Origin of the sequence: Rhodococcus sp. MTM3W5.2 (genome assembly GCF_001984015.1) — a bacterium.
Lineage (GTDB): Bacteria > Actinomycetota > Actinomycetes > Mycobacteriales > Mycobacteriaceae > Rhodococcus_G > Rhodococcus_G oryzae.
This window is the reverse complement of sequence record NZ_CP019572.1, coordinates 205,116-226,640: the sequence shown is the minus strand read 5'-3', so window position 1 is coordinate 226,640 and position 21,525 is coordinate 205,116. Positions and strand designations below refer to the sequence as shown.

General features: G+C 69.4%; 18 protein-coding genes and 3 pseudogenes. 11 read left to right on the top strand and 10 right to left on the bottom strand.

Annotated features, from left to right (window positions below):
* Nucleotides 1–3: 3 nt before the first annotated feature.
* From BTZ20_RS01040 to ald, 4 genes and pseudogenes are all read right to left on the bottom strand, one after another.
* Nucleotides 4–1,271 (bottom strand): annotated as a pseudogene (locus BTZ20_RS01040) (DUF6986 family protein).
* A gap of 37 nt (nt 1,272–1,308) precedes the next feature.
* Entirely contained in the window at nt 1,309–1,920 is a 612-nt protein-coding gene (locus BTZ20_RS01035; RefSeq protein ID WP_077043380.1) for a ribonuclease H, read from the bottom strand.
* A gap of 91 nt (nt 1,921–2,011) precedes the next feature.
* A pseudogene (locus BTZ20_RS01030) lies at nt 2,012–2,774 on the bottom strand (crotonase/enoyl-CoA hydratase family protein).
* 92 nt (nt 2,775–2,866) lie between these two features.
* Nucleotides 2,867–3,994 carry an alanine dehydrogenase gene (gene ald / locus BTZ20_RS01025; protein ID WP_077040055.1) on the bottom strand — a complete coding sequence of 376 codons (1,128 nt, stop codon included), beginning with the start codon at nt 3,992–3,994 and terminating at the stop codon, nt 2,867–2,869.
* Nucleotides 3,995–4,115: 121 nt separating this feature from the next.
* Between ald and BTZ20_RS01020 the strand changes: the two genes are divergently transcribed.
* On the top strand, nt 4,116–4,631 hold the full coding sequence (locus tag BTZ20_RS01020) for an Lrp/AsnC family transcriptional regulator (protein ID WP_077040054.1): 516 nt from the start codon (nt 4,116–4,118) through the stop codon (nt 4,629–4,631).
* Nucleotides 4,632–4,662: 31 nt separating this feature from the next.
* Here the strand turns inward: BTZ20_RS01020 and BTZ20_RS01015 are convergent, their stop codons facing one another.
* A complete protein-coding gene (locus BTZ20_RS01015) occupies nt 4,663–6,429 on the bottom strand; it encodes a cholesterol oxidase substrate-binding domain-containing protein (protein WP_077040053.1) in 1,767 nt (588 codons plus the stop codon).
* Nucleotides 6,430–6,617: 188 nt separating this feature from the next.
* Here BTZ20_RS01015 and BTZ20_RS01010 point away from each other — a divergent pair, with 188 nt between their 5' ends.
* From BTZ20_RS01010 to BTZ20_RS01000, 3 genes are all read left to right on the top strand, one after another.
* Nucleotides 6,618–8,840 carry an MMPL family transporter gene (locus BTZ20_RS01010; protein ID WP_077040052.1) on the top strand — a complete coding sequence of 741 codons (2,223 nt, stop codon included), beginning with the start codon at nt 6,618–6,620 and terminating at the stop codon, nt 8,838–8,840.
* Nucleotides 8,841–9,004: 164 nt separating this feature from the next.
* Nucleotides 9,005–9,643, top strand: coding sequence for a YdcF family protein (locus BTZ20_RS01005; RefSeq protein WP_077040051.1), 639 nt, complete (start codon nt 9,005–9,007; stop codon nt 9,641–9,643).
* A gap of 99 nt (nt 9,644–9,742) precedes the next feature.
* A complete protein-coding gene (locus tag BTZ20_RS01000; RefSeq protein WP_077043379.1) occupies nt 9,743–10,750 on the top strand; it encodes an NAD(P)H-dependent glycerol-3-phosphate dehydrogenase in 1,008 nt (335 codons plus the stop codon).
* 47 nt (nt 10,751–10,797) lie between these two features.
* Here BTZ20_RS01000 and BTZ20_RS00995 read toward each other — a convergent pair whose 3' ends face one another.
* Together BTZ20_RS00995 and BTZ20_RS00990 are read right to left on the bottom strand one after the other, a co-directional pair.
* Nucleotides 10,798–11,448: a hypothetical protein gene (locus BTZ20_RS00995; protein ID WP_145982153.1), complete on the bottom strand. Its 651-nt coding sequence runs from the start codon at nt 11,446–11,448 to the stop codon at nt 10,798–10,800.
* Between the two features lie 203 nt (nt 11,449–11,651).
* Nucleotides 11,652–12,371 carry a hypothetical protein gene (locus BTZ20_RS00990; protein WP_223263561.1) on the bottom strand — a complete coding sequence of 240 codons (720 nt, stop codon included), beginning with the start codon at nt 12,369–12,371 and terminating at the stop codon, nt 11,652–11,654.
* A gap of 326 nt (nt 12,372–12,697) precedes the next feature.
* Between BTZ20_RS00990 and BTZ20_RS00985 the strand changes: the two genes are divergently transcribed.
* Complete coding sequence (locus tag BTZ20_RS00985) at nt 12,698–13,180, top strand: alpha-isopropylmalate synthase regulatory domain-containing protein (RefSeq protein WP_077040049.1); 483 nt, start codon at nt 12,698–12,700, stop codon at nt 13,178–13,180.
* 13 nt (nt 13,181–13,193) lie between these two features.
* On the opposite strand, the gene BTZ20_RS00980 is transcribed toward BTZ20_RS00985, so the two are convergent.
* On the bottom strand, nt 13,194–13,673 hold the full coding sequence (locus BTZ20_RS00980) for a hypothetical protein (RefSeq protein ID WP_077043377.1): 480 nt from the start codon (nt 13,671–13,673) through the stop codon (nt 13,194–13,196).
* 83 nt (nt 13,674–13,756) lie between these two features.
* Nucleotides 13,757–15,234 (bottom strand): annotated as a pseudogene (locus BTZ20_RS00975) (DUF4185 domain-containing protein).
* Nucleotides 15,235–15,477: 243 nt separating this feature from the next.
* On the opposite strand from BTZ20_RS00975, the gene BTZ20_RS00970 reads away from it, so the two are divergent.
* On the top strand, nt 15,478–16,812 hold the full coding sequence (locus BTZ20_RS00970; protein WP_083742864.1) for an ABC1 kinase family protein: 1,335 nt from the start codon (nt 15,478–15,480) through the stop codon (nt 16,810–16,812).
* A gap of 34 nt (nt 16,813–16,846) precedes the next feature.
* Here the strand turns inward: BTZ20_RS00970 and BTZ20_RS00965 are convergent, their stop codons facing one another.
* Nucleotides 16,847–17,668, bottom strand: coding sequence for a DUF72 domain-containing protein (locus BTZ20_RS00965; protein ID WP_077040047.1), 822 nt, complete (start codon nt 17,666–17,668; stop codon nt 16,847–16,849).
* A gap of 103 nt (nt 17,669–17,771) precedes the next feature.
* Between BTZ20_RS00965 and BTZ20_RS00960 the strand changes: the two genes are divergently transcribed.
* The 5 genes from BTZ20_RS00960 to BTZ20_RS00935 all read left to right on the top strand — a co-directional run bounded on the left by BTZ20_RS00960 (nt 17,772) and on the right by BTZ20_RS00935 (nt 21,524).
* Nucleotides 17,772–18,092, top strand: coding sequence for a GYD domain-containing protein (locus BTZ20_RS00960; RefSeq protein WP_077043376.1), 321 nt, complete (start codon nt 17,772–17,774; stop codon nt 18,090–18,092).
* Between the two features lie 34 nt (nt 18,093–18,126).
* A complete protein-coding gene (locus BTZ20_RS00955; RefSeq protein WP_223263559.1) occupies nt 18,127–18,771 on the top strand; it encodes a rhomboid-like protein in 645 nt (214 codons plus the stop codon).
* Nucleotides 18,772–19,433: 662 nt separating this feature from the next.
* A complete protein-coding gene (locus BTZ20_RS00945) occupies nt 19,434–20,303 on the top strand; it encodes an alpha/beta fold hydrolase (RefSeq protein ID WP_077040045.1) in 870 nt (289 codons plus the stop codon).
* A gap of 27 nt (nt 20,304–20,330) precedes the next feature.
* The gene (locus tag BTZ20_RS00940; RefSeq protein WP_077040044.1) at nt 20,331–20,828 is read left to right on the top strand and encodes an HPP family protein; all 498 of its coding nucleotides are present in this window, start codon (nt 20,331–20,333) and stop codon (nt 20,826–20,828) included.
* Between the two features lie 36 nt (nt 20,829–20,864).
* Entirely contained in the window at nt 20,865–21,524 is a 660-nt protein-coding gene (locus BTZ20_RS00935; protein ID WP_077040043.1) for a cyclase family protein, read from the top strand.
* The last annotated feature ends 1 nt before the right edge of the window (nt 21,525 follow it).

Below are 21,525 nucleotides of genomic sequence, written 5' to 3'. Positions count from 1 at the left end.
TGGTTACGTGTGCATTGCACCCAGATCGGCCGGGGCCGCCGTGCGGGCGAGCAGGTTCCGCAACACGGGCACCGAGCATCCAGGAGCCGATGTGAGCACCTCGGCCTCGTCGAACGCCCCGCACGCCAGTCCTCTGAGCACCACCGTCGCGAGGGCCTGTGCGGTCGCCGGTTCGTCCATCACCCCGGCGCTATGGCGGTCGAGGTACGCCTGGAGACGCCCGGCCGCCTCCGGCAGGGCGCTCCGAAAGAAGCCGAAAGTCGCCAGCCACCGGGTGACCAGGTGACCCGGGTGCATGTCCCAGCCCTGGTAGTAGCCGCGCTCAAGGGACCGGGTGACCAGCCGGTGGTGACGGGCGAGCGCCGCCGCGATCTGTTCGTCTGTGCCCTCCGGGATCACCTGCGTGGAGCCGTCGCACACCCACACCCCGGTCTGGGCGGCCGCGACCAGCATCACCGACTTCGCGTGATCGGCCACCGGATGCTCCAGCGACTGGAACTTCGACGCGATTCCGCAGGCGGCGCTGTAATCGTAAGTACCGTAATGCAATCCGGTGCATCGGCCGTCCGCGGCATGGATGGCCTCGGCGACGGTGATCCTGCCGTCCGGGCCGATCACCGCCTGCGGGCTCTCGATCTGCAGCTCGAACCGCAGCGAGCGGTCCGGCAGCCCGTGTGCGCGCTCGATTTCCTCGCACAGTGCGACAACAGCCGTGACCTGCTGCACCGCACGAAGTTTCGGCACCGTGAAGACGAACCCTTCGGGCACCCCGCCGGCGCCGTCGAGCACCAGTTCCACGGTGCGAATGCCCCGGCGACGCTCGTGCGGGGCGAGTCCCTTTGCTCGGATGCCTAGCCACCGCGGCCCGTTCTCGTCGAGCGAGAGTGCCCGCAGGGTCCGGCCGGCCGCACGCGCTGCGGCATCCTCGCTCTGGTCGCCGCGCCAGCCGTAGCCGTCCTCGAAGTCGATCCGCAGGTCCACGATCGGGCGGCGGGCGAGCACCGCACGCACCGCGGGCAACGCGTTCGCGTGATCGAGTCCGCCGAGTACCTCGGCGTGCCGATCGAGGAGTGCGACCGCGGCGGCGCCCCACGCCGCGGGGTGCGGGTGTCCGCGTCGGCCGCGCTCACGTAGACCGTGTGTATCGGCTGCGCCTGCGCGCGGTCGCCGGGGAACGCCCGTTCCAGGACACGATCCACCGGCTCGAGCAGGTCGTCGATACGGGCGAGCGAGTCCCCGGACAGGCGGGCAGCAGCGTCGGAGTGCGTCACCCGACGATCCTCGCAGACCTGCGCCGGGAACGACCGATCAGAACAGGGTGAGCGACTCGTCCGAGTCTGAGACCTCGAACAGCGTCGGCTCCAACTCGTTCGGGACGACGGTGTGCGCCGCCACCGACTTGGCTCGCGAGACCTTCTTCGCAGGCGACACCGGTGCGGAGTGTGTCGTGGCCTTCGCCCGCGGAGCGGGCGCAGCGGCGGAGGCGGCGGTGGCGGCGACGGCACGAGCGGCCTCACCGGCCAGCTTGTCCGCCTCCTCGTTGTAGTGGTTGCCGACGTGACCGCGGACCCAACGGAAGCGCACCGGGCCGGTCCGCTCGGCGATCGCCTCGTCGATGGAGCGCACGAGGTCCAGGTTCTTCACCGGTTCGCCGGAGGCCGTACGCCAGCCCTTGCGCTTCCAACCGGACACCCACTCCGAGGCACACTTGATCGCGTACTGGGAATCGGACTCGATCAGCATCGGCTCGTCACCCGGATGCGCCCGGATGGCCTCCAAAAGCGCACGCAGCTCGGCGATTTGGTTGGTGCCCGACCGCTCGCCGCCGGAGCGGCTCGGCCCCATGTGGTTGACCCACGCCCAGCCGATCGCGCCGCCGGGGTTGCGAAGGCAGGAGCCGTCCGTGCTGACGATGATCACGTCCGACACCTTACGGTGGCCCCCCGACATTGCGAAGGGCCCGCGCCGGGCCCGCGCCGGGCTCGCGGCGGGCACCCCGCCCCCAGCCCGGCTACGCCCCGGTGAACCGCGGCGGCCTGCGCTCGAGCATCGCGGCAACCGCCTCCTGGTGATCCTGCGTGTGGTGCGCCAACGCCTGCATCGAGGCGGACAGCTCGAGCAGGCTCTCCAGGCTCTGGTGCTGCCCCTCGCGTAGCAGCTTCTTGGTCATCCGCAGGGCCTGCGGCGGGTTCGCCGCGACCCGTTCTGCCAGCGCAAGGGCGGTCGACACCAGCTCATCGGGCTCCACCACCCGGGAGACCAGGCCCCACTCGAGAGCGGTCGCGGCGTCGATCGCGTCGCCGGTGAAGGCCATCTCGGCGGCCCGCGCCTGCCCGACCGCGCGCGGCAGGAACCAGGCACCGCCGTCACCCGGGATGATGCCGAGCTTGACGAAGCTCTCCGCGAAGGTGGCCGTGGTCGCCGCGATCCGCATGTCGCACATGAGTGCAAGGTCACAGCCCGCCCCGATGGCCGGGCCGTTCACCGCGGCGATCACCGGCGCCTCGCAGTGATAGAGCGCCCGGGGATCCGCTGGATGCCGTGCCGGTAGCCGCCGCGCAGTTCCACGGGCGAGCCGCCGAACATGCCCTCGCGGTCGCGCATGTGCTTGACGTTGCCCCCGAGGAGAACGACGGCCCGGCCGCGGTCAACACCACCGCGCGCACCGTCACGTCCCGATTGACGTCCGCGATCGCCGCCTCGAAGGCCTCGATCATGTCGGGCTCGGAGATGACGTTGCGGGTCTCCGGACGGTTCAGCGTCCACGTGACGATGTCCCCGTCCCGCGCCACCACGATTGCCTCGGTCACTGCGCACTCCTTCCGGTCGCGGCCAAGGGTAGGCGGTGCGCGACCGTGCGCGTGTCCTACCCCAGGTCGGGTGTGACCCGCGCGCCGTTGGCGAAGCCGCGATAGCCGTGCGCGTCCGCCACCGCGGTGGAGAGCACCTCGCCGTCGTGGGTACTCAGCCCGGCGGCCAGCGCCCGGTCGGCGGCGGTGGCCCGGCGCCAGCCCAGTTCCGCGATCTCGAGGACGTACGGGAGGGTGGCATTGGTCAGCCCGAAGGTGGACGTGCGGGGCACCGCGCCCGGCATGTTCGCCACGCAGTAGAAGACGGAGTTGTGCACCCGGTAGGTGGGGTCGGCGTGGGTGGTCGGACGCGAGTCCTCGAAGCACCCGCCCTGGTCGATCGCGACGTCGACCAGCACCGAACCCGGCTTCATCCGGGACACCAGTTCGTTGGACACCAGCTTCGGCGCCCTCGCCCCCGGCACCAGCACCGCGCCGATCACCAGGTCCGCGCCGAGCACCGCCTGCTCCACCTCGAAGGCGTTGGACACCACGGTCCGCAGCCGTCCGCGGTAACGGTCGTCGAGCTCGCGAAGCCGCGCGACGTTCAGGTCCAGGACGGTGACATCGGCGTGCATGCCGACGGCCATCGCCGCCGCGTTCTGGCCGGCCACCCCGCCACCGAGGATCACCACGTTGGCCGGGCGCACCCCTGGCACGCCGCCCATCAGGACGCCGCGGCCGCCGGAGCTGGCCATCAGGTGGTAGGCGCCGGCCTGGGGCGCGAGCCGCCCGGCGACCTCGCTCATCGGCGCGAGCAGGGGCAGGGAACCGTCGGGGGCCTGCACGGTCTCGTAGGCGATCGCGGTCGTCTTCGCCGCGATCAGCGCGTCCGTGCACTCCCTCGAAGCCGCCAGGTGCAGGTAGGTGAACAGCACCAGGTCCGGACGCAATCGCGAATACTCTTCCGCAATAGGCTCTTTCACCTTCAGGAGCAGCTCCGCGGATGCCCACACATCGTCGGCGTCGGCCAGGATCTGCGCTCCTGCCGCGCGGTAGTCGGCGTCGGCGAAGGAGGAACCGGCACCGGCCTCCTGCTCGACGAACACCTGGTGGCCGCGGGAGACGAGTTCGTGGACGCCTGCGGGCGTGATGGCGACCCGGTACTCGTGGTTCTTGACCTCGCGGGGGATTCCGATCCTCATGACACTTCCTCGGGTTTCGGGGGCGGTTCGGTGTGGGTGAGCGTGATCGACGCTGGGTCAAGTATGAATTTTCCTCGATTCCATGCACAGATTTGTGCTGATAATTCTCTAGAATCGGCACATGATTGCGGAATCTTCGGCACAAGGGCGCGCGGGGGGTACCCGCCCGAACGATGTTCGGGCAGTCAGGCTCGACGAGATCGATCACGTCCTGCTCGCCCAGCTCACCCGCGACGCCCGCACCCCGAACAACGCGCTCGCTGAGCTGGCCGGGATCGCGCCCTCCACCTGCCTGGCCCGGGTGCGCGCGCTGGTCGAGAAGGGCGTCATCCGGGGATTCCACGCCGACATCGACCCTGCGGCCCTCGGACGGGACCTCGAGGCGATGATCTCGGTCCGGCTGCGCGCCGACGCACGCCCGCACATGGCGCAGTTCGCGGAACGGATGTCCGCGACGCCCGAGGTGCTCGACGTCTACTTCATCGCGGGCGCCGACGACTACCTGCTCCACGTCGCGATGCGCGACACCGGCGCGTTGCGCGACTTCGTGCTCGACCACCTGTCCGCGCGGCCGGAGGTCGCGGCGACCGAGACGATCCTCATCTTCGAGCACATCCGGCCCAGGTCGGGCCGCTAGCGCGGCACCGGACGGACCGTGACGCCACATCTCATGGCAGCAGCCTGTCCAGGAAGCCGTTGCTGAAGATCCGGTGCGGGTCGTTGGCGTTGTACGCGGCGCATGCCGTGTCCCAGTTGTCGCCGGAGGGCACCCCGTCCCGGTAGATGTCGGGGATGACGGAGTCGATGGACGGCCCGTCGGAGTGCCCTGCCCGGTCGGTGAACGCCCAGCCCTTTGCCCATTCCGGCCGGAACGTGGCGTAGTCGCCGCTGTAGTTCTCCCTCATGAACAGCTCCATCTCGCGGAAGTACGCGGCCTGGCCCGGCGTGCCGGGCACCCCGACCACATTCATCCAGATGGCGGTGTCCCACTCGGGGTGATCGGGGCGGGGACGCAGCGCCGAGATGGTCGGCGCACCAGCACTTTCCACCGTCACCTCGCCTTGGTCGTCGAGCCCACACAGCCGCACCTCGAAGGGCCCGTTGATCGGATACCGGCCTGCGGCCCGCAGTTCCTGCTGACGCCGGTGATGCCAGCCGGTGAACTCGTTGATCACCCGCGCGATGTTGGACCTGCGGGTGATCACCACACCACCGCCCGCGTTCATCCGCAGGGTCGTCGCGCGGAGGTAGAACAGCACGTCCTTGGACCAGCCCCACAGGTCGGCGGTCCCGGTGGTGGCGAGACCGGACGCGATGGTCGCGAACTGCGCCTGCCCGAACAGCGGTGTGGCGCTGCCGATCCCCCTCGTGATCAGCCCGAGCGGATCGGTGACCGCCTGCGGGAGGTTGTCCGAGTACCAGTAGTTGTAGGGCCCCGTCACCTCCCGGGACTGCGGCGGCTTGACCGGGGTGGGCGTCCACACCTTGAGCCACGGCGTCTCGGTGAAGGGGAACCAGATCGCCTCGACGCGACCCGAGCGTGCCACGTAGCTCTCGAAGGTCCGGCCCGGCGACCCTGCCGGGGCGAACAGTTCGCGCCACGGGATGTCGGTGACGGACTCGCAGCGGAGCCGGTAGTTGGGTCCGGCCTGGAGCGTCACCGAGGTGACGAAGGACCGGCCGAGGTGGGTGAGCAGCGGCCGGATGGCCGCGTCGGCCCTGCTGAACTCCCGCAGCTCGTACCGCCCGGCAGCCTCGTCCCAGACCACCGCCGTCATCGCGGTCACCAGGTTGCTCAGCGAGCCGAAAGACGCTCCCGGGAGTGCGGATTCACCGTCGGCGGGCAAAGTGGCGCCGTGTGCGTCGATCGCGAGCACCCCGGCGATGGTGAGTACGCCGATCGTGGGGGCGTTGGCCCAACCGAGCCCGTGCGCCTGCAGCTCGGTGAGGATGGCCTCCACGGTGGCGCCCGCGCCCGCGGTGACCGTGGCGCGGCCCTCGGCGGCGCCCGAGGCGTCGACCGCGACGGCGTTCAGTCTGGCCATGGTGTCCACCAGCAGCACCCGGTCGACGTTCTGGCCTGCCTCCAGGGTCAGCGGGCTCCACCCGTGCATGGTCCCGCGCGGCCGTAGTCGGTAGCCGTTGGCGTGCGCCCAGTTCGCGAGCCGGACCACGTCCTGCGCGTCCCTGGGCGTGCAGGTCCAGACCTGGTCGAAGCGGATCTCCCGCGCCCAGTTCTCGTAGCCCTGCTGAACGAGGGCGATGCCGTCGGGGAAGGCGGGCGGTGTGGGCAGGGTCGCCCTGGCGTCGCCGAACGGGATCGCCTGCGCGGGCGTCCAGCCGAGCCCGGCGAGGGCGGCGGCCCCCGCCGCGGCGGTCAAGAAGCCTCTGCGCGAGACGCCTCCCGGCTGCTGATCCGAACGACATGAGGTCATCGACTTTGTCCCCTCTCACGGTGGTGGCGCTCCGGCGCGCCGGAGCGAGGACAAAGTTAGAACATGTTCCCGTCACCGTGTCGGGAACATGCGAATTGGTCCGGAGAATCCCGGATCCCCCGGCCCACCCCGTGGTCTACTTGAACCCGTTGGAGACCTGCGGTGACGGGCATTTCCGAGGAGAATCGATGGCCGAACTCGACATCAGCGACGAGCCTTCGACGGTGACGCCCCGGAAGCCACGGCGCGGCTGGCCGGTCTTCACCGTGATCGCGATCGCGCTGATCGCCTTCCTGGCCGGCGGCGTCGGCGGCTCCTTCCAGGGCAAGCTCGCCGAGGTCCAGAAGAACGACAACGCCAGCTATCTGTCCGCCTCCGCCGAATCGACCATCGTCGCCGACGAATCCGCGAAGTTCGTCACGGTCGAGACCATCCCGGGATTCGTCGTCTTCCACCGCGATGGGCCGTTGACCGAGCAGGACAAGGAGTCGATCGCCGACGCCGCGACGGCGGTGACGCAGGTTCCTGGTGTCGACAAGACCGGCATGGCCCCGGTCCAGTACTCCCAGGACGGCACCACCGCGGCCCTGTTCGTGCCGCTGGTGGCCAAGTCCGACGGCACGCAGGTCCAGGGCGACGTCCTCGCCGAGACCGAACAGCACGTGATGGACGCGGCCAGATCGGCCGCCGCCGCCGAACTCGAGGTGCTGCCCGCGGGCCCAGGCGGGCTGCTCGTGGCGTTCATCGACGCCTTCCAGGGACTCGACGGCGCGCTGCTCGGCGCAGCCCTCCTCGTGGTGATCCTGATCCTGCTGGTCGTCTACCGCTCCCCGGTCCTCTGGATCTTCCCGCTGCTGTCCGCGATGCTGGCGCTCGGCCTCTCCTCGATGGTCATCTACTTCCTCGCCAAGCAGGACGTCCTGACGCTGACCGGCCAGAGCCAAGGCATCCTGATGGTCCTCGTGCTCGGTGCTGGTACCGACTACGCGCTGCTGCTCATCGCGCGGTACCGGGAGGAACTGCACGCGTACCCCAACCGGTTCGACGCGATGATCCGGGCCTGGCGCGAATCGGCCCCCGCGATCACCGCCTCCGCGGTGACCGTCATCCTCGGCCTACTGTGTCTGACCTTCTCCGAACTGAACTCGAACAAGAGCCTCGGTCCGGTCACCGCCATCGGCATCGCCTGCACCTACCTGGTGATGATGACGTTCCTACCCGTGGCGCTGGCAACCGCGGGCCGTTGGGTGTTCTGGCCGCGCGTCCCGCAGGTCGACCACGCCGCAGATCTCACCGCGCATGGCATGTGGGGCCGGATCGCCACCGCTGTCGGCAACCGGGCCCGGCCGGCGTGGATCGGCACCACTGCGCTGTTGATCGCGCTGTGCGCCATCGGGATCGGCAGCCTGCAGACGGATGGGCTCACCTCAACCGAGAACTTCACCAACAACCCCGAGGCCGCCCAGGGGCAGGCGATCTACGACGCCAAGTTCCCGCAGGGCACCGGCGCGCCTGCCGTCATCATGACCAACGCCGACGCCGCCGAACAGGTGATCGCCGTCGCGGGCGGGGTCGAGGGTGTCGCGACGGCCCCCGGTTCGGTGTGCCTGCAGATCGACTACGCCAAGGTGGCGGGGCTGAACCTGGGCACCGGCGCCCCCGCGGGCGCAGCGACCGGCTGCCCGCCGCCACAGCTGACGGTGCAGCCGATCGACGGCCGCACCGTCGTCACCGCCACGCTCGCCGACTCCTACGACTCGCCGGAGGCGTTGGAGACCATCGAGCGGCTGCGCACCGCGGTGCACGCCGTCCCCGGCGCCGACGCCCTGGTCGGCGGGAACTCCGCAGCCACCCTTGACGTGCAGACCGCCTCGGTGCACGACAGGAACCTGATCATCCCGATCGTGCTCGTGGTGATCTTCCTGGTGCTCGCCATCCTGCTCCGGGCGCTGCTCGCGCCGCTGATCCTGATCGCCACCGTGGTGCTCTCGTTCGCAGCCACGCTCGGCGTGTGCGGGTTCTTCTTCACCCACGTGTTCCATTTCGCCGGTGCCGACCAGGCCTTCCCGCTGTTCGCCTTCGTGTTCCTGGTCGCGCTCGGCATCGACTACAACATCTTCCTGATGACCCGGGTGCGGGAGGAGTCGCTCTCCCATGGAACCCGCTCCGGGGTGCTGCGCGGGCTGGCCGTCACCGGTGGCGTGATCACCTCCGCTGGTGTGGTCCTCGCCGCGACATTCGCGGTGCTGGGTGTGCTGCCGCTGGTGTTCCTCGCGGAGATCGGATTCGCGGTGGCCTTCGGCGTTCTGCTCGACACCATCATCGTGCGCAGCGTCCTGGTGCCCGCTCTCTCCTATGACATCGGCAAGCGAATCTGGTGGCCGTCGGCGCTGGCGAAGGCCGAGGACTGAAACGCCGAAGACGTTCTAACCGACATCTCCCGGTATCGCGTGTTTGAATGGCGGTCGGAGAGTGCAGATTTCCGAAAGCCCCACCACGGATACGGGTCCTAGTCCAGACTGAACCCCGTTCGCCACCTCCTGCGGGGAGGAGCCGTTCGTCCAAAAGGAGTGTCATGTCGTTTCGTTCGCCGTCTCTGCTCGCCCGCAGGATCCTCGCCGCCACCGCCATCGCCGCGGCGGCGGGCGCCGTCCTGCCCGCCACGGCGAATGCCGACGTGACACCGACCACGCTCGTGAACGGCGTGCTCTCGACCGTCGGCGGCTGCCAAACACCCTCCCGCGATGCGATCCTCGCCTGCACCAGGTTCGAGACCCTGACCACCCAGTTCCCGGTGGTCCTCGACCTGAATCCGTTCGGCACCAACATCGTCGCGCTCGGCGCGGGACTGTTCCCCAACGGCACGATGCGGCCGGTGCTCGAGTCCCGGATGCAGGCGACCCTGCAGGTCGCCCACCGCTACCCGCTGTCCCCGATCATCGTCAGCGGCGGCGTACCGCAGAACGGGATCACCGAGTCCCGCGCGATGCGGGATTGGCTGATCGGGCACGGCATCCCCGCATTCCGGATCACCGAGGAATACACCTCGCGCTCCACGGTCGAGAACGCGCGGAACACCAACGCGATCCTCGCTCAGCGCGGCGCCACCAGCGCCGTCGTGGTCACCTCGCCGGACCATCTGCAGCGCGCGATGGTCGACTTCCGCGTCGCGGTCGGCGGCCGCATCCCGATCGCGGGCGTCGTCGCTCCCTGACCGTCCAACGAGTTTCCAGGTTTCCGCAACGCGCCCTCGGCGCGGGTGGGAACCTGAATCGATGATCGCAATTGTCGATGGCGGACTGGGTGATCGGTGATGGCGCGGCCGGTACGGGTGGTGGTGCTGGGGGCCGGCTCGTGGGGAACCACGGTCGCGGGCCTCGCCGCACGGAACACCCCGACGTTGCTGTGGGCCCGCGATCCGGACACCGCCGATGAGATCAATTCCGAGCATCGCAACTCCCGTTACCTAGGCGACCGGGCCCTCGCCCCGGACCTGCGCGCCACCTCCGATATCGCGGAGGCCGCCAACGAGGCCGACGTCCTGGTGGTCGGGGTGCCCTCGCACGCGGTGCGCTCGACGCTGAGCGAGATCTCCAACGGCGTGCGCGCGTGGGTGCCGGTGCTGTCGCTGGCGAAGGGACTCGAGCCCGGCACCAGGCAGCGGCCCACCGAGGTGATCGCCGAGTGCCTGCCCGGCCATCCGGTCGGGCTGCTGGCAGGACCGAACATCGCAAGGGAGATCGTCGACGGCCTGGCCGCCGCCTCGGTGGTCGCGACCCAGGACGACCGGGTGGCCACCGCGCTGCAGCCGCTGTTCGCCTCGCCGGTGTTCCGCGTCTACCGCAACACCGATGTGCTGGGCTGCGAGCTCGGCGGCATCCTCAAGAACATCGTCGCGATCGCCGCCGGCATGGCCGACGGCCTCGGGGTCGGCGACAACACCCGGGCGATGGTGCTCGCCCGCGGGCTCGCCGAGATGACCCGACTCGGCGAGGCGATGGGGGCCAACCCGCGCACGTTCGCCGGGCTCACCGGCGTCGGCGACCTGATCGCGACCTGCATCAGCCCGGCCTCCCGCAATCGCCGGGTCGGCGAGGCGCTGGCCCGTGGGCTCACGATCGAGCAGACCCTCGCCGAACTCGGTCAGGTCGCCGAGGGCGTCAAGACCGCGCCGACGGTGATGGAACTGGCCCGCGACTTCGACGTCGAGATGCCGATCGCCGCGGAGGTGGAGGCGGTGGTCGCAGGCCGCCGCACCCCCGCGGAGGCGTACCGCGGGTTGCGGCGGGTGACCCCCGGCGACGAGGACGACATGGCCTGAGCGGCAAGGGCTCCGGGTGGGGCCATTGCCGCTCAGGCCGCGATCGACTAGGAGCCGCTCGGCCCGAGCAGCCCGATCTTCACACCCATATCGGGCCATTCCTGGGCAGCCTGCCCACTGACCTCGATCGCGGTGCCGCTGTCGAAGACGTCGATGTCGAACGAGATGTCGGTGCGCACGCGGTAGGTCACCTCGAAGGTGACGGTCTTGTTGCCCGTCGCCGAGACGACCCAGCCGACATCCTTGGACACGGCGAGGCGTCCGTTGACCTCGGCGGGGACGACACCCTCGGTCTTCATCTGGCCGTCCTGCCACGAGGTGACGGTGGCGCTCCCCGACACGTAACTGAGGGCGAACGGGAAGATGTCGGCGATCTTGTTGACGAGCCGGTCTGGGCCGCCGGTGGCCGCGATGGTGGTCCGATAGGTGACCTGACCGGTGGTCGCGATCTTGTTGCTGCCGACGACGGCCTTGGTCACCGCGAGATTGTCCGCGGTCACCGTGGCGGAGGCGGGCAGCTCCTGACCGTTCGAGCTGGAGCCGAGATCCAGCTGAGCCGGTCCCCCCGCCGTGGAGCCGAAGTCGAACAGGCTCGGTGCGGCCGAAGCGGCGCCCGCACCGAGGGCCAGGCCGCCGCTTGAGAGCAGGGCCGAGACGGCGACGGCGGATACGAGGCGGCGCATCATGGGACGGGACATGCGGGATCTCCGTTCGTTGGGGACAGATTCACGACACCTCGGTACCGCTGAGACCCCGGATCCGAACGTGCGTCGCGCCATCGTATGGACCGACACCCGTGCTCGTGCAGGATTTCGAAAACTCCTGTCGCACTTGATGAATCGTTAGACAAAACAAGGGCCGTCCGGAGTATCCGGACGGCCCTTGGCTCAGGTGCGTGGGACTAGCTGCCGACAACCCCGCGCAGCACGTCGACGACGAAGCCCGTCGGGTTCTCGACGATCGCGGATCCCGCGGAGCCGCTGGTGCCACCCTCGCCGTCGGACGAGCCGAAGCCGAGCTCCGAAGAACCGGTGGCGACCGCCTCACCCGGGTTGAGACCACGGATGGTGGCGCTCACACCCATCGGATTGAAGGTCTGGGTGGTCGCGAAGCCCGACACGTCAAAGGACACGCCGCTGTCGGACGCGCTGCCGATCTGCGCATTCTGCGGCACCAGGTAGGTCACCTCGAAAGTGACGGTCTTGCTGTCGGTCTGGGAGATCGCCATCCCGGTGCTGGGCACCGAGACCGTGTTGTTGTTGACATCGACCTCGGGCGTCACGTTTTCGGTCTTCACGCCGCCGACGAGGTGCCAGGCGGTGAGCTTCGCGCTCCCGTTGACGTACTTGAAGCCGGCCGGGTGGAAGTCGGTGACCCGGTTGATGAACCGATCGGGATGGGCGGTGGTCGCGATGGTGGTCCGGTAGGTCACCTTCTGCCCCGGCGCGACCGTGCCGTCACCGACGACGCTCTTGGTCACCTTGATGTTGCTCGTGGTCTTGGTGGCCGAGTAGGGCGCCTGGGCAGCCGCAGCGGTACCCGCGCCGATCGCGAGACCACCGGCGATCAGTGCCGTGGCGGCAACCACAGACGCGATCCGACGCATCATGGGACGGGACATTGAGATCCTCCGATCGAGTGAAACAGGGACACGAGAGGCGACGCCGAAGGGCGTCGACCGGGCCCAGCACAGGGCGGCCGGTTCGCGCGTAGATACTTATATGAACAAACGTCCAACTATTTAACTATATGTGGACAAGCGTTCAACTTTGCGGGGCGATTCTTCGCCACAGTTGCGTCATCGCGGTTTCGCCTCTACATTCGGTCCCCATGAAGCGCATGAAGCTCGTATTCCGCCCGTAGCGGGGTCTGATTCGGACCGACCCCTCGCTGCGGGTCGTCGAGCTATCTGTTGGTCCTTCCTCTCCATCCAGGAAGACCGCTTCAATGAACTCTCTTCAGGCATTCGCCTCGCACACCGCAACCCCTGCGTCTGACCCGTTCGCGCTGCGTTTCGGCATCCCGCTCCCCCGCGCGCTGCGCACCGAGGCCGCGGACATGAGCTGGCGCACGTTCCTCGCCACCTACTCGCCGTCCGGCGGCCCGATCCGCTTCGGCCGATGGTCCGCGCATGCCCTCGGCGCCGGCCGCTCCGAGTTCCGGGCCACCCTCGCCCTCGGCGACACCATCCACCAGGCCGAGGCCACCGCGGCCGGGCCGATCGCGGCGCTCACCTCGATGCTCTACGACGCAGGCCTGCCGATGGAGATCCTCTCCTTCCACCAGCTGAAGGTCGGAGACGGCCGCACCGCTACCTTCCTGCTGTGCGAGCACGACGGGCGCAGGCATTGGGCGGCAGGCCTCGCGGACACCACGACGGAGTCGTCCGTCGAGGCGATGATCGCGGCCGCGAACATCCTGCACGGCTAGCAGGACAAGGCAGTCAGGGCATCTCCACGGTCTGCGCGCGGGCGACCTCGCCGATCGCCCGCCGGATGTAGCCCGACCCGGGCGCGTCCGCGGCCGCGAGCAGGTCCGCGATCACCAGGGTCGCGTACCGGGGCAGGTCCGCGCGGGCGAGCGGGCGCGGGTCCTCGTCCTGGTCGGTCAGCCCCAGCGCACCGGTCAGAACCACGACGAGCACCGACACGTCCAGATCGGGCACCCACGACGCGGCGGACCGGGCGCAGCGCTCGAGCACGGCCTGCACGTCGTCACCGGTCAGGCCGTCGGGATGCAATTCCTCGAGCAACTCGCGCACGATCGACGCGTGCACCACGGTGACCTGCTCCTGATCGAGGGCGGCGAGCCGGGCGGACGCCTCCGCGAACGGCTCGGGTTCGGCGGTGCGTGCCGCGGCGACGGCAGCGTCGGTCGCATCGGCGATCTCACGGGCGGCGGACGGCCATTCGGTGGGCCACATCGGGTGGTTCTGCTCCTTCGAATTCATTATTGCGGCACCATGTTCCGATACCGCTACGCTCCTGGCATCCGGAGCGATCCGACTCAGTTCAGCTCGGCGCGCATGAGGAAGACGTTGTAGTCGGACCACGTCGAGATGGTGAAGTACAGGTCGTCACCTGTCGACCAGGGGTGGATGAAGCCACCGTACAGCTCGGGGTACTCGGTGACGCTGACCAGCGGCGCCGGCTCCGACCACTCCCCTGCGGTGAGTCGGATTCACGCAGGACGATCGCGGTCCTGGCGGTGTCCAGATAGACCATCTGCCAAACCCGCCGGACCTCGTCGTACCGGACCGACACCTCGGCCACCGGGCCGCGTACCACCGGCGTCGCGGCCGCCTGTCCACCGACCGGTGTCCAGACCCCGTTCTGCCAGTACTGGTACGCCGACGTGTTGAGCACCTCCCCGACCGGCACCCGGGCCAGCCCCAGGTCGCCGAGCCGGGTGTTGGGGGTGCCGAACATGTAGACGTACTCGCCCTGCGGGACCATCGCGCTCACCTGGAAGTTGGAGAGCCCGAATATGTTGTCCCACCTCGCATACGGATCCTTGACCCAGGTCTGGCCGTGGTCGTCGGAGTAGGCGATGCCGCCGTGATTGGTGAACCAGGTGCCGGGGATGCTGTTCCACGTGCGGATGGACATATAGCTCATGTACTGCCGCTCGCCGATCGCGAAGCCCGAGGTGGGGATGGTGGTGATCTCCACGTTGTCCAGCTTCCGGCTGCTGAGCAGCTCCGCCGCGTGGCACCGATCGTCCTGCACCATGGAGTCGAAACTCATACCGTCCGAAAGGTTCTCGTCGCTGCTGAAGGCCAGCACATTGCTGCGCCAGTCCTCGCCCTGGCCGCCCGGCGGGTGGAAGCCCCGGCCGACGGTGTCGCCGAACGCGACGGCGACCTCGCCGGGCGCGCTCTCCCACATGATGCCCAGATCGGTGCCGTTGACCTGCCAGCGCTTGTCCGTGCGGTTGATCGAGCCGGCACCCGTCAGCTTCGCGACCCGGGTGACCGCGCCGACCCCTGGAATGGGGCGCGGGGCCGAATGCGTCGCCGCCTCCGTCGGTGGGACCACCGGAGCCGGGGCGGCCGCCTGCTGCCCGGGATCCGGCCCTGGCACCGGGATGCCCAGGTGAAAAGGCTGAAACTTGAGGCCGATCTCGGGAATCCGCAGGGCCTTCAGCAGCGAGTCCGGGCCGGCGGGCCCCTCGTCGGTCAGGTCCGGGCAGGGATCCGCACAGGGATCCGGCGGCAGCGCCTGCGCGGGAATCCGGGTCGGGGTGGTCGTCGGCGCCGGAAACGGCACCGCGGTGACGACCGGCAACGGCACCGGGATCTCGAGCTTCTCCGGCAGCAGCGCCGCCGTGGTGGTCACCAGGTCGGCGGCACAGGACCCGCTCCCCTGCGCCCCCGCTCGGTCCGAGCCGAGCGGAGCGGCGACGGCATCCGGTTTCTCCGCGTAGACCACGGCACAGGAACCGATCACCACGGCCGCGACCAGGACGGCAAGCCTGCGTGTCAAAGGCACCTCCGCGTTGAGCTCTGCTCGGGCCCGCAGACCCGCAACCGGGCTGACCACGTTGCGATCGGAATCTAACATCGACGTGCGGGAACTCCGCGTCTCCCGGGCCGGGTGTCGACGGAATAGGCAGCCACCCCTACGCTGGCTGGACCCGAATCGAGGTGAACGGTGTCACAGTCCAACCATTTGAGTCCCGTCGGCCCCTACGCGTCGGGACCGCCCACGGCCGCGCTGTCGGTCCACATGCCCGACCTCAACAAGTTCGGCCCGGCCCAGCTGTGGCGCGCCCTTGTGGTCGGGGTGGTGATCATCGCCTGCGCGGGGTACGCGGTGCTCACCAAGCCGTTCCTGCGGCGCGGCGAGACCTGGGCCGACGCCGCATCGGAGGGTGTGGTCAACGCCTTCGAGGCGCTGGGCCCGACCTTCGTCAAACTCGGGCAGCTGATGGCCTCCTCGTCCGGGGTGTTCCCGGCCCCGCTCGCTAACGCCTGCCTGCGCTGTCTCGACGACGTGCCGCCGGTGTCCGCACAGAAGGCCAGGGAGGTCATCGAGGGCGACCTTGGCGGTCGCGTCGACGAGATCTTCGCGAGCTTCGACGACGAGCCCCTTGCCGCGGCGTCCGTCGCGCAGGTGCATGCCTGTGTGCTCCCCGACGGCCGTGAGGCCGTGATCAAGGTACAGAGGCCGGGCATCTATCACCGCATGCTCGTCGACCTGCGCACCGCGTACGGCGGCGCCAAACTGCTCGAGCGACTCTTCGAGTTCTTCCGGATCGCGAATGCGACCGCCATCATCCGGGACCTGCACACCGCAACCATGACGGAACTCAACAGCGCCGTCGAGGCCGACCGGCAGACCCGGTTTCGTGACGCCATCTGGTCATTCGGCGACAACAAGGGCGTGACGGCGCCCGAGGTGTACTGGGACTACTGCGGCCCGCACGTGATCTGCATGGAACGGCTGCACGGTGTGCCCCTCGACCGGTTCGTCCCCGACGCCGACCACGACACCACGATGCTGATCCGGCGCGGCGTCAAGGCGTGGATCGAGTCGATCACCGTCCACGGCCCGTTCCACGGCGACGTGCACGCGGGAAACCTCTGGGCGCTCGACGACGGACGCATCGCCTTCCTCGACTTCGGCATCGTCGGCGAGTTGCCCGAGGTCTGGCGGTCGATCCTGCGGGACATGTTCTACGCCAACCTCATCGACGGCGATTTTGCCCGGGTGGCGCGCGGTATCCGCGACCTCGGCTACACCGCGGATATCGAGGCAGGCGACGCCGAGATCGGCATGCAGGTGGCCGCCGTCCTGGCCCCGGTGTTCACCAACGACCTGGCCGAGCTGAACCTGGGCACGCTCATCATGGCGCTGGTCCAGCTCGGCAAGCAGTGGGGAGTCGCCAGCCCGGAGGAGCTGGTCCTGTTCGGCAAGCAGCTCGGCTACTTCGAGCGGTATGCCACCAGGCTCGCCCCCGGATGGGTGATCGGCAAGGACCCGTACCTGTTCCGGAACGTCTTCCCCGAGGCGGTGGCCGAGCGCGCCGCGACACTGGGCATCGAGTTGCCCGAGGTGTGAGCCGCGGGGCCACGCGGAACCCGTCCCCGGTTCGTCAGGCCCCGCCGAGTCGCCGCCCGAGCGCGATCGCGTCGAAGGGTGCGCGGCCGCGCGCGTCGTTGTCGAAGTAGACGTACACATCGAGCCCGTCCGCGTACCAACCCCCGATCCGCGCCGCCCATGTGTCGAGGACATGGTCGCCGTAGCCGCTGGCATAGAGCTCGGTGTCGCCGTGCAGCCGTACGTACATGAAATCGCTTGTGCACCCGTCGAACATCGGGTACTTGCCCGCCGAGTCCGCGACCACGAGGGCGACCCCGTTCTGCTCGATCAGCGCCACCGCCTCCGGCTCACCGAAGCTGCTGTGGCGCGCCTCAAGAGCGTGCCGGACCGGCCTCGGCGCATCGGTGACGGTGAGCGCACCCTCCTCGGAAACCTTGTCGTCGTGGCGCGCCGCGAGCGCGGCTGCCGCGGTCGTGGTCCGCGGCAGCGCGGCGAGGAACGAGGCGAGGCGGTCGGGGTCGAACGCGAGCGTTGGCGGAAGCTGCCACAGGATCGGGCCGAGCTTGGCGTCCAGCGCCAGCGGGCCGGATGCGAAGAAGTTGGCCAGTGCGGTGTCCGCGTCGCGCAGGCGCTTCATATGCGTGATGTAGCGGCCACCCTTGACCGCGAACACGAATCCATCGGGGGTCTCGTCCCGCCACCGGGCGAAGGAATCGGGGGTCTGGAGCGCGTAGAAGGATCCGTTGATCTCGATCGACCCCATACGCGACGCGGCATACGCCAGCTCCCGCCGGTGCTCGAGGCCGGCGGGATAGAAATCGCCACGCCAGCCGGGATACGTCCATCCGGAGATCCCGATGCGGACTTCCGCCATGAGCCGAGCGTAGATCCGTCCTCGTTTCCGCGATACCGCACCGGTCCCGGGCCGGGAGGAGGACGATGGATGCACCCCAGAAACCGAGCCGAGGGACATGATCATGCCCAAGTACCTGTGGCAGGTCGGCTACACGCACGACGGCGCACAAGGCCTCCTCACCGAAGGCGGATCGGGACGCCGCGATGCGATCGTCGCGGCGGTCGAGAGCGTCGGCGGGACCGTCGAGAGCTGCCACTTCGCGTTCGGCGGCCACGACCTCTACGTCATCGGAGAGGTGCCCGACGAGGTAGCCGCAGCGGCGCTGAGCATCCGCACCGCGGCGAGCGGTGCGGCCCGGACCGTGACCGTCGCCCTGCTCACCCCCGAGCAGATCGACGACGCGGCCAAGCGCCCGGCGAACTACCGTCCGCCCGGCCGCTGACGGCCACGGGCGGCTGACCGCCGTCCCGCGTTCGGTGTGGGCGTACGTCCGGCGCGCACCGGGCACGTTCGTCTGGCTGGCGATCCTGCTCGCGACGACCGTGGTGGGCCGCCACCTCGCGCCGGATCTCCTGACCGACGTGCTCGGCAATCGGTCGACCAACCTGCACCACCTGGCCGAGGACCCGATACGGGTGCTGATCACCAGCGCGTTCTGGCTCGCGGGCGGCGGCTGGATCACCTACTTCGTCGTCTACAACGTCTTCCATGTGCCGGCCGAACGCTGGCTCGGCACGCTTCGGTGGCTCGTCGTCGTGGTGATCGCGCATGTCGGCGCCACCTACATCAGCGAGGGCGTCCTGTACTGGGCGATCCAGCACGGTCGCGCCCCGGAGTCCGCAGTCGACACCCTTGACTACGGAGTCAGCTATGCCCTCGCGGGTGTGGTTGCAGTACTGACGTATCGGATCGCCCCGCCCTGGCGATACGTCTACCTGGCCGGCGTGCTCGTCTTCTATGCCCTGCCGCTGCTCGGCGGCGTCACCTTCACTGACGTCGGTCACCTCACCGCCGCACTCCTCGGACTCGCTTGCTACCCCCTGGTCCGGGCCCGCCCCGGGGTGTGGGACCCGATCGCGGCCGCGCGGGCGGTCGACCGGAAGATCCGCCGGCGAGGGTGACGCCCTCGCGTGGTCGTCAGCGCGCCGCGTCCAGCAGCACGCGAGCGGCGTCGCGGGCCTGCCGGGCGGGCAGCGGTGAGCCCGCGATCGCCGCGGTCGCCATCGCGCCGTTCGCGAGGATCGCCAGCTGGTCGGCCAGCGGCCCCGGTAGGCCCGCGGCGGAGACCAGTTCGCGCAGGCACTCGAGCAGTGCCGCCTTGTTCGCCTTGGCGATGTCGGCGACGGCCTGGTTCCCCCGCCCAGCTCGCCGAAGGTGTTGATGAAGGTGCAGCCCCGGAAGTCCTCCCGGCGAAACCAGTCGTCCAGGTAGTCGAAAACGCCGAGAACCCGGTCACGGGGGTCGTCGATCGGGCCCAGGAACCGCGCCAGCTCCTCCCGCACGACGAGGTCGCGTCTGCGCAGCACCGCCTCGACCAGCCGGTCCTTGGCCGGATACAGCCGGTAGAGGCGCTTGAGGGAGACCCCGGACCTCGTGCGGATCTCGTCCATCCCGACGGCCTGCACGCCGCGCTCGTTGAACAGTGCCTCGGCTGCGTCGAGCAGCTGGGTGTCAGCGGTATCCGGATCCATCTCTCACCTCGACACTTGCGCGGAGAACCATCGTTCTCTACTCTACACGTCATGGCGGAGAACGATCGTTCTCCCGAGAGTCAGGAGCCACCATGTCCAGCTTCGACACCCGCCACCGCACCGCGACCATCGACGGACTCGAGGTCTTCTATCGGGAGTCCGGCCAGCCGGACAACCCGACCCTCGTTCTCCTGCACGGGTTTCCGAGCAGCTCACATATGTTCCGGAACCTGATCGCCGAACTCGCGGACGAGTTCCACGTGATCGCGCCCGACCACATCGGCTTCGGGCGCTCCTCGATGCCCGCGGTCGACGAATTCGACTACAGCTTCGACCGCCTCGCCGAGATCACCGAGCAGCTGCTCGACCGGCTCGGCGTCGACACCTTCGCGCTCTACATCCAGGACTACGGCGCGCCGATCGGGTTGCGGATCGCCGCCAAACACCCGGAACGCGTCACCGCGCTGATCACTCAGAGCGGCAATGCCTACCGGGAGGGATTCACCCCGTTCTGGGACGTACTGTTCGCGCACGCGCAGAACCGCGCGGAGCACGAGCCCGCGGTCCGCGAACTCCTCGAGCTCGACGCGACGCGATGGCAGTACACCCACGGCGTCCCCGCCGACCGGCTGGACCGGATCGCGCCCGAGACCTGGCTGACGGACCAGGCAGGCCTGGACCGGCCGGGCAACAAGGAGATTCAGCTCCAGTTGTTCTGGGACTACCAGTTCAACCTCGACGGGTACCCCGCCTTCCATGAGTACTTCCGGACCCATCGGCCGCCGACGCTGGTCGCCTGGGGCCGCGGCGACGAGATCTTCGGCCCCGCCGGCGCCGAGGCGTTCGCGACCGATCTCCCGGACGCGGAGATCCACCTGCTCGACGCGGGCCACTTCGCGCTGGAGACCCACGGACAGGAGATCGCCGACCTGATCCGTGACTTCCTCCGTCGAAACCCCTGATCCCCAACGCCTGCCAGAAGGAGCCCCATGTCCGTCCTCACCAGCGCCTCCGCCGCGATCGCCCGCCGGGGCACCACCGCCTCGGCCCTCAGCGCGGCCGCGGCGGCGCTGATCATCATCGCGTCCCTGGCCACGGCCGAACACCTGCTCGGCCTCGCGGTCTTCGCGCTGCCGTTCGTGGCGTCGGCCGCCCTGATCGCGCTCGCCCCCTCCGGACCGCCCGCGAGACCGGGGGCGATCCTGCGGGCCTACCCGGCCGCCGCGGCGACGGCGCTGCCGATCACCGCGGTCCTCGGACCGTCGGAGGCCGCCGTCGCGGCCTCGGTGGTCGCCACGGTCGCGCTGATGGCCATCCTGCGCGCACCACACATCCCCGCGGCGCTGTGCGCGGGCGGTATCGGGCTCACCGGCCCCGGCCTCGGCTACCTCCCCCACACCCTGATACCCGCGGTGGCGATCGTGCTGGTGGCAGCATGGGTCGCCGGGCGGCTCGTGCCGGGCTTCGAGTACCCGTTGCGCGGGTGATACTGGTCGACACACGATGGAGGTGAGGCCGTGAGCATGGTGCGCAGGATCGTGGATCTCTCACACCCGATCGACACCGGCATGCCGGTGTACCCCGGCGACCCGGCAGCGAGGCTGACACCGCACTGCACCGTGGCCCGCGACGGCTACAACGTGCTGCGCGTGGAGATGGGATCGCAGTCCGGCACCCACGTGGACGCGCCGGTGCACCTGCGGGACGGCGACACCCCGATCGACCGAATGGACCTGTCGCTCTTCGTCGGCCGCGGCGTCGTCTTCGACCTGCGCGGCCTCGCCCCTCGGCAGCCGATCACCGCGACGATGATCGCCGGGCGCGCCGAATCGGTGCGGCCCGGCGACCTCGCGCTCATCCATACCGGGTGGGACCGGCACTACGGCACCGATGCCTACTACGACCACCCGTTCCTCGGCGCCGACGCCTGCGTGCTGCTGCTCGAACGCGGGGTGCGGGCGTTCTGCCTCGACGCGCCGAGCGTCGACCCGTCCGGCGACGAGGACACGGACTATCCGGCGCACCACCTGATCGCGAACGCGGGCGGCGTGATCGCCGAGAACCTCTGCAACCTCGAACTCGTCGACTTCCCGGACCCGCTGATCAGCATCCTGCCGCTGAAGCTGGCTGGCGGCGACGGTGCGCCCGTGCGGGCGGTCGCGATGGAGCTCGACCGGCCCTGAC

What these genes read in the sequence shown, in the direction of transcription:
- BTZ20_RS01000 (WP_077043379.1), top strand. Translation starts at nt 9,743, where the DNA reads ATGGCGCGGCCGGTACGGGTGGTGGTGCTGGGGGCCGGCTCGTGGGGA.
- BTZ20_RS00935 (WP_077040043.1), top strand. Translation starts at nt 20,865, where the DNA reads ATGGTGCGCAGGATCGTGGATCTCTCACACCCGATCGACACCGGCATG.
- BTZ20_RS01005 (WP_077040051.1), top strand. Translation starts at nt 9,005, where the DNA reads ATGTCGTTTCGTTCGCCGTCTCTGCTCGCCCGCAGGATCCTCGCCGCC.
- BTZ20_RS01015 (WP_077040053.1), bottom strand. Translation starts at nt 6,429, where the DNA reads ATGACCTCATGTCGTTCGGATCAGCAGCCGGGAGGCGTCTCGCGCAGA.
- BTZ20_RS01020 (WP_077040054.1), top strand. Translation starts at nt 4,116, where the DNA reads ATGATTGCGGAATCTTCGGCACAAGGGCGCGCGGGGGGTACCCGCCCG.
- ald (WP_077040055.1), bottom strand. Translation starts at nt 3,994, where the DNA reads ATGAGGATCGGAATCCCCCGCGAGGTCAAGAACCACGAGTACCGGGTC.
- BTZ20_RS00940 (WP_077040044.1), top strand. Translation starts at nt 20,331, where the DNA reads ATGTCCGTCCTCACCAGCGCCTCCGCCGCGATCGCCCGCCGGGGCACC.
- BTZ20_RS00965 (WP_077040047.1), bottom strand. Translation starts at nt 17,668, where the DNA reads ATGGCGGAAGTCCGCATCGGGATCTCCGGATGGACGTATCCCGGCTGG.
- BTZ20_RS00980 (WP_077043377.1), bottom strand. Translation starts at nt 13,673, where the DNA reads ATGTGGCCCACCGAATGGCCGTCCGCCGCCCGTGAGATCGCCGATGCG.
- BTZ20_RS00995 (WP_145982153.1), bottom strand. Translation starts at nt 11,448, where the DNA reads ATGTCCCGTCCCATGATGCGCCGCCTCGTATCCGCCGTCGCCGTCTCG.
- BTZ20_RS00945 (WP_077040045.1), top strand. Translation starts at nt 19,434, where the DNA reads ATGTCCAGCTTCGACACCCGCCACCGCACCGCGACCATCGACGGACTC.
- BTZ20_RS00960 (WP_077043376.1), top strand. Translation starts at nt 17,772, where the DNA reads ATGCCCAAGTACCTGTGGCAGGTCGGCTACACGCACGACGGCGCACAA.
- BTZ20_RS00985 (WP_077040049.1), top strand. Translation starts at nt 12,698, where the DNA reads ATGAACTCTCTTCAGGCATTCGCCTCGCACACCGCAACCCCTGCGTCT.
- BTZ20_RS01010 (WP_077040052.1), top strand. Translation starts at nt 6,618, where the DNA reads ATGGCCGAACTCGACATCAGCGACGAGCCTTCGACGGTGACGCCCCGG.
- BTZ20_RS00970 (WP_083742864.1), top strand. Translation starts at nt 15,478, where the DNA reads ATGCCCGACCTCAACAAGTTCGGCCCGGCCCAGCTGTGGCGCGCCCTT.
- BTZ20_RS00990 (WP_223263561.1), bottom strand. Translation starts at nt 12,371, where the DNA reads ATGTCCCGTCCCATGATGCGTCGGATCGCGTCTGTGGTTGCCGCCACG.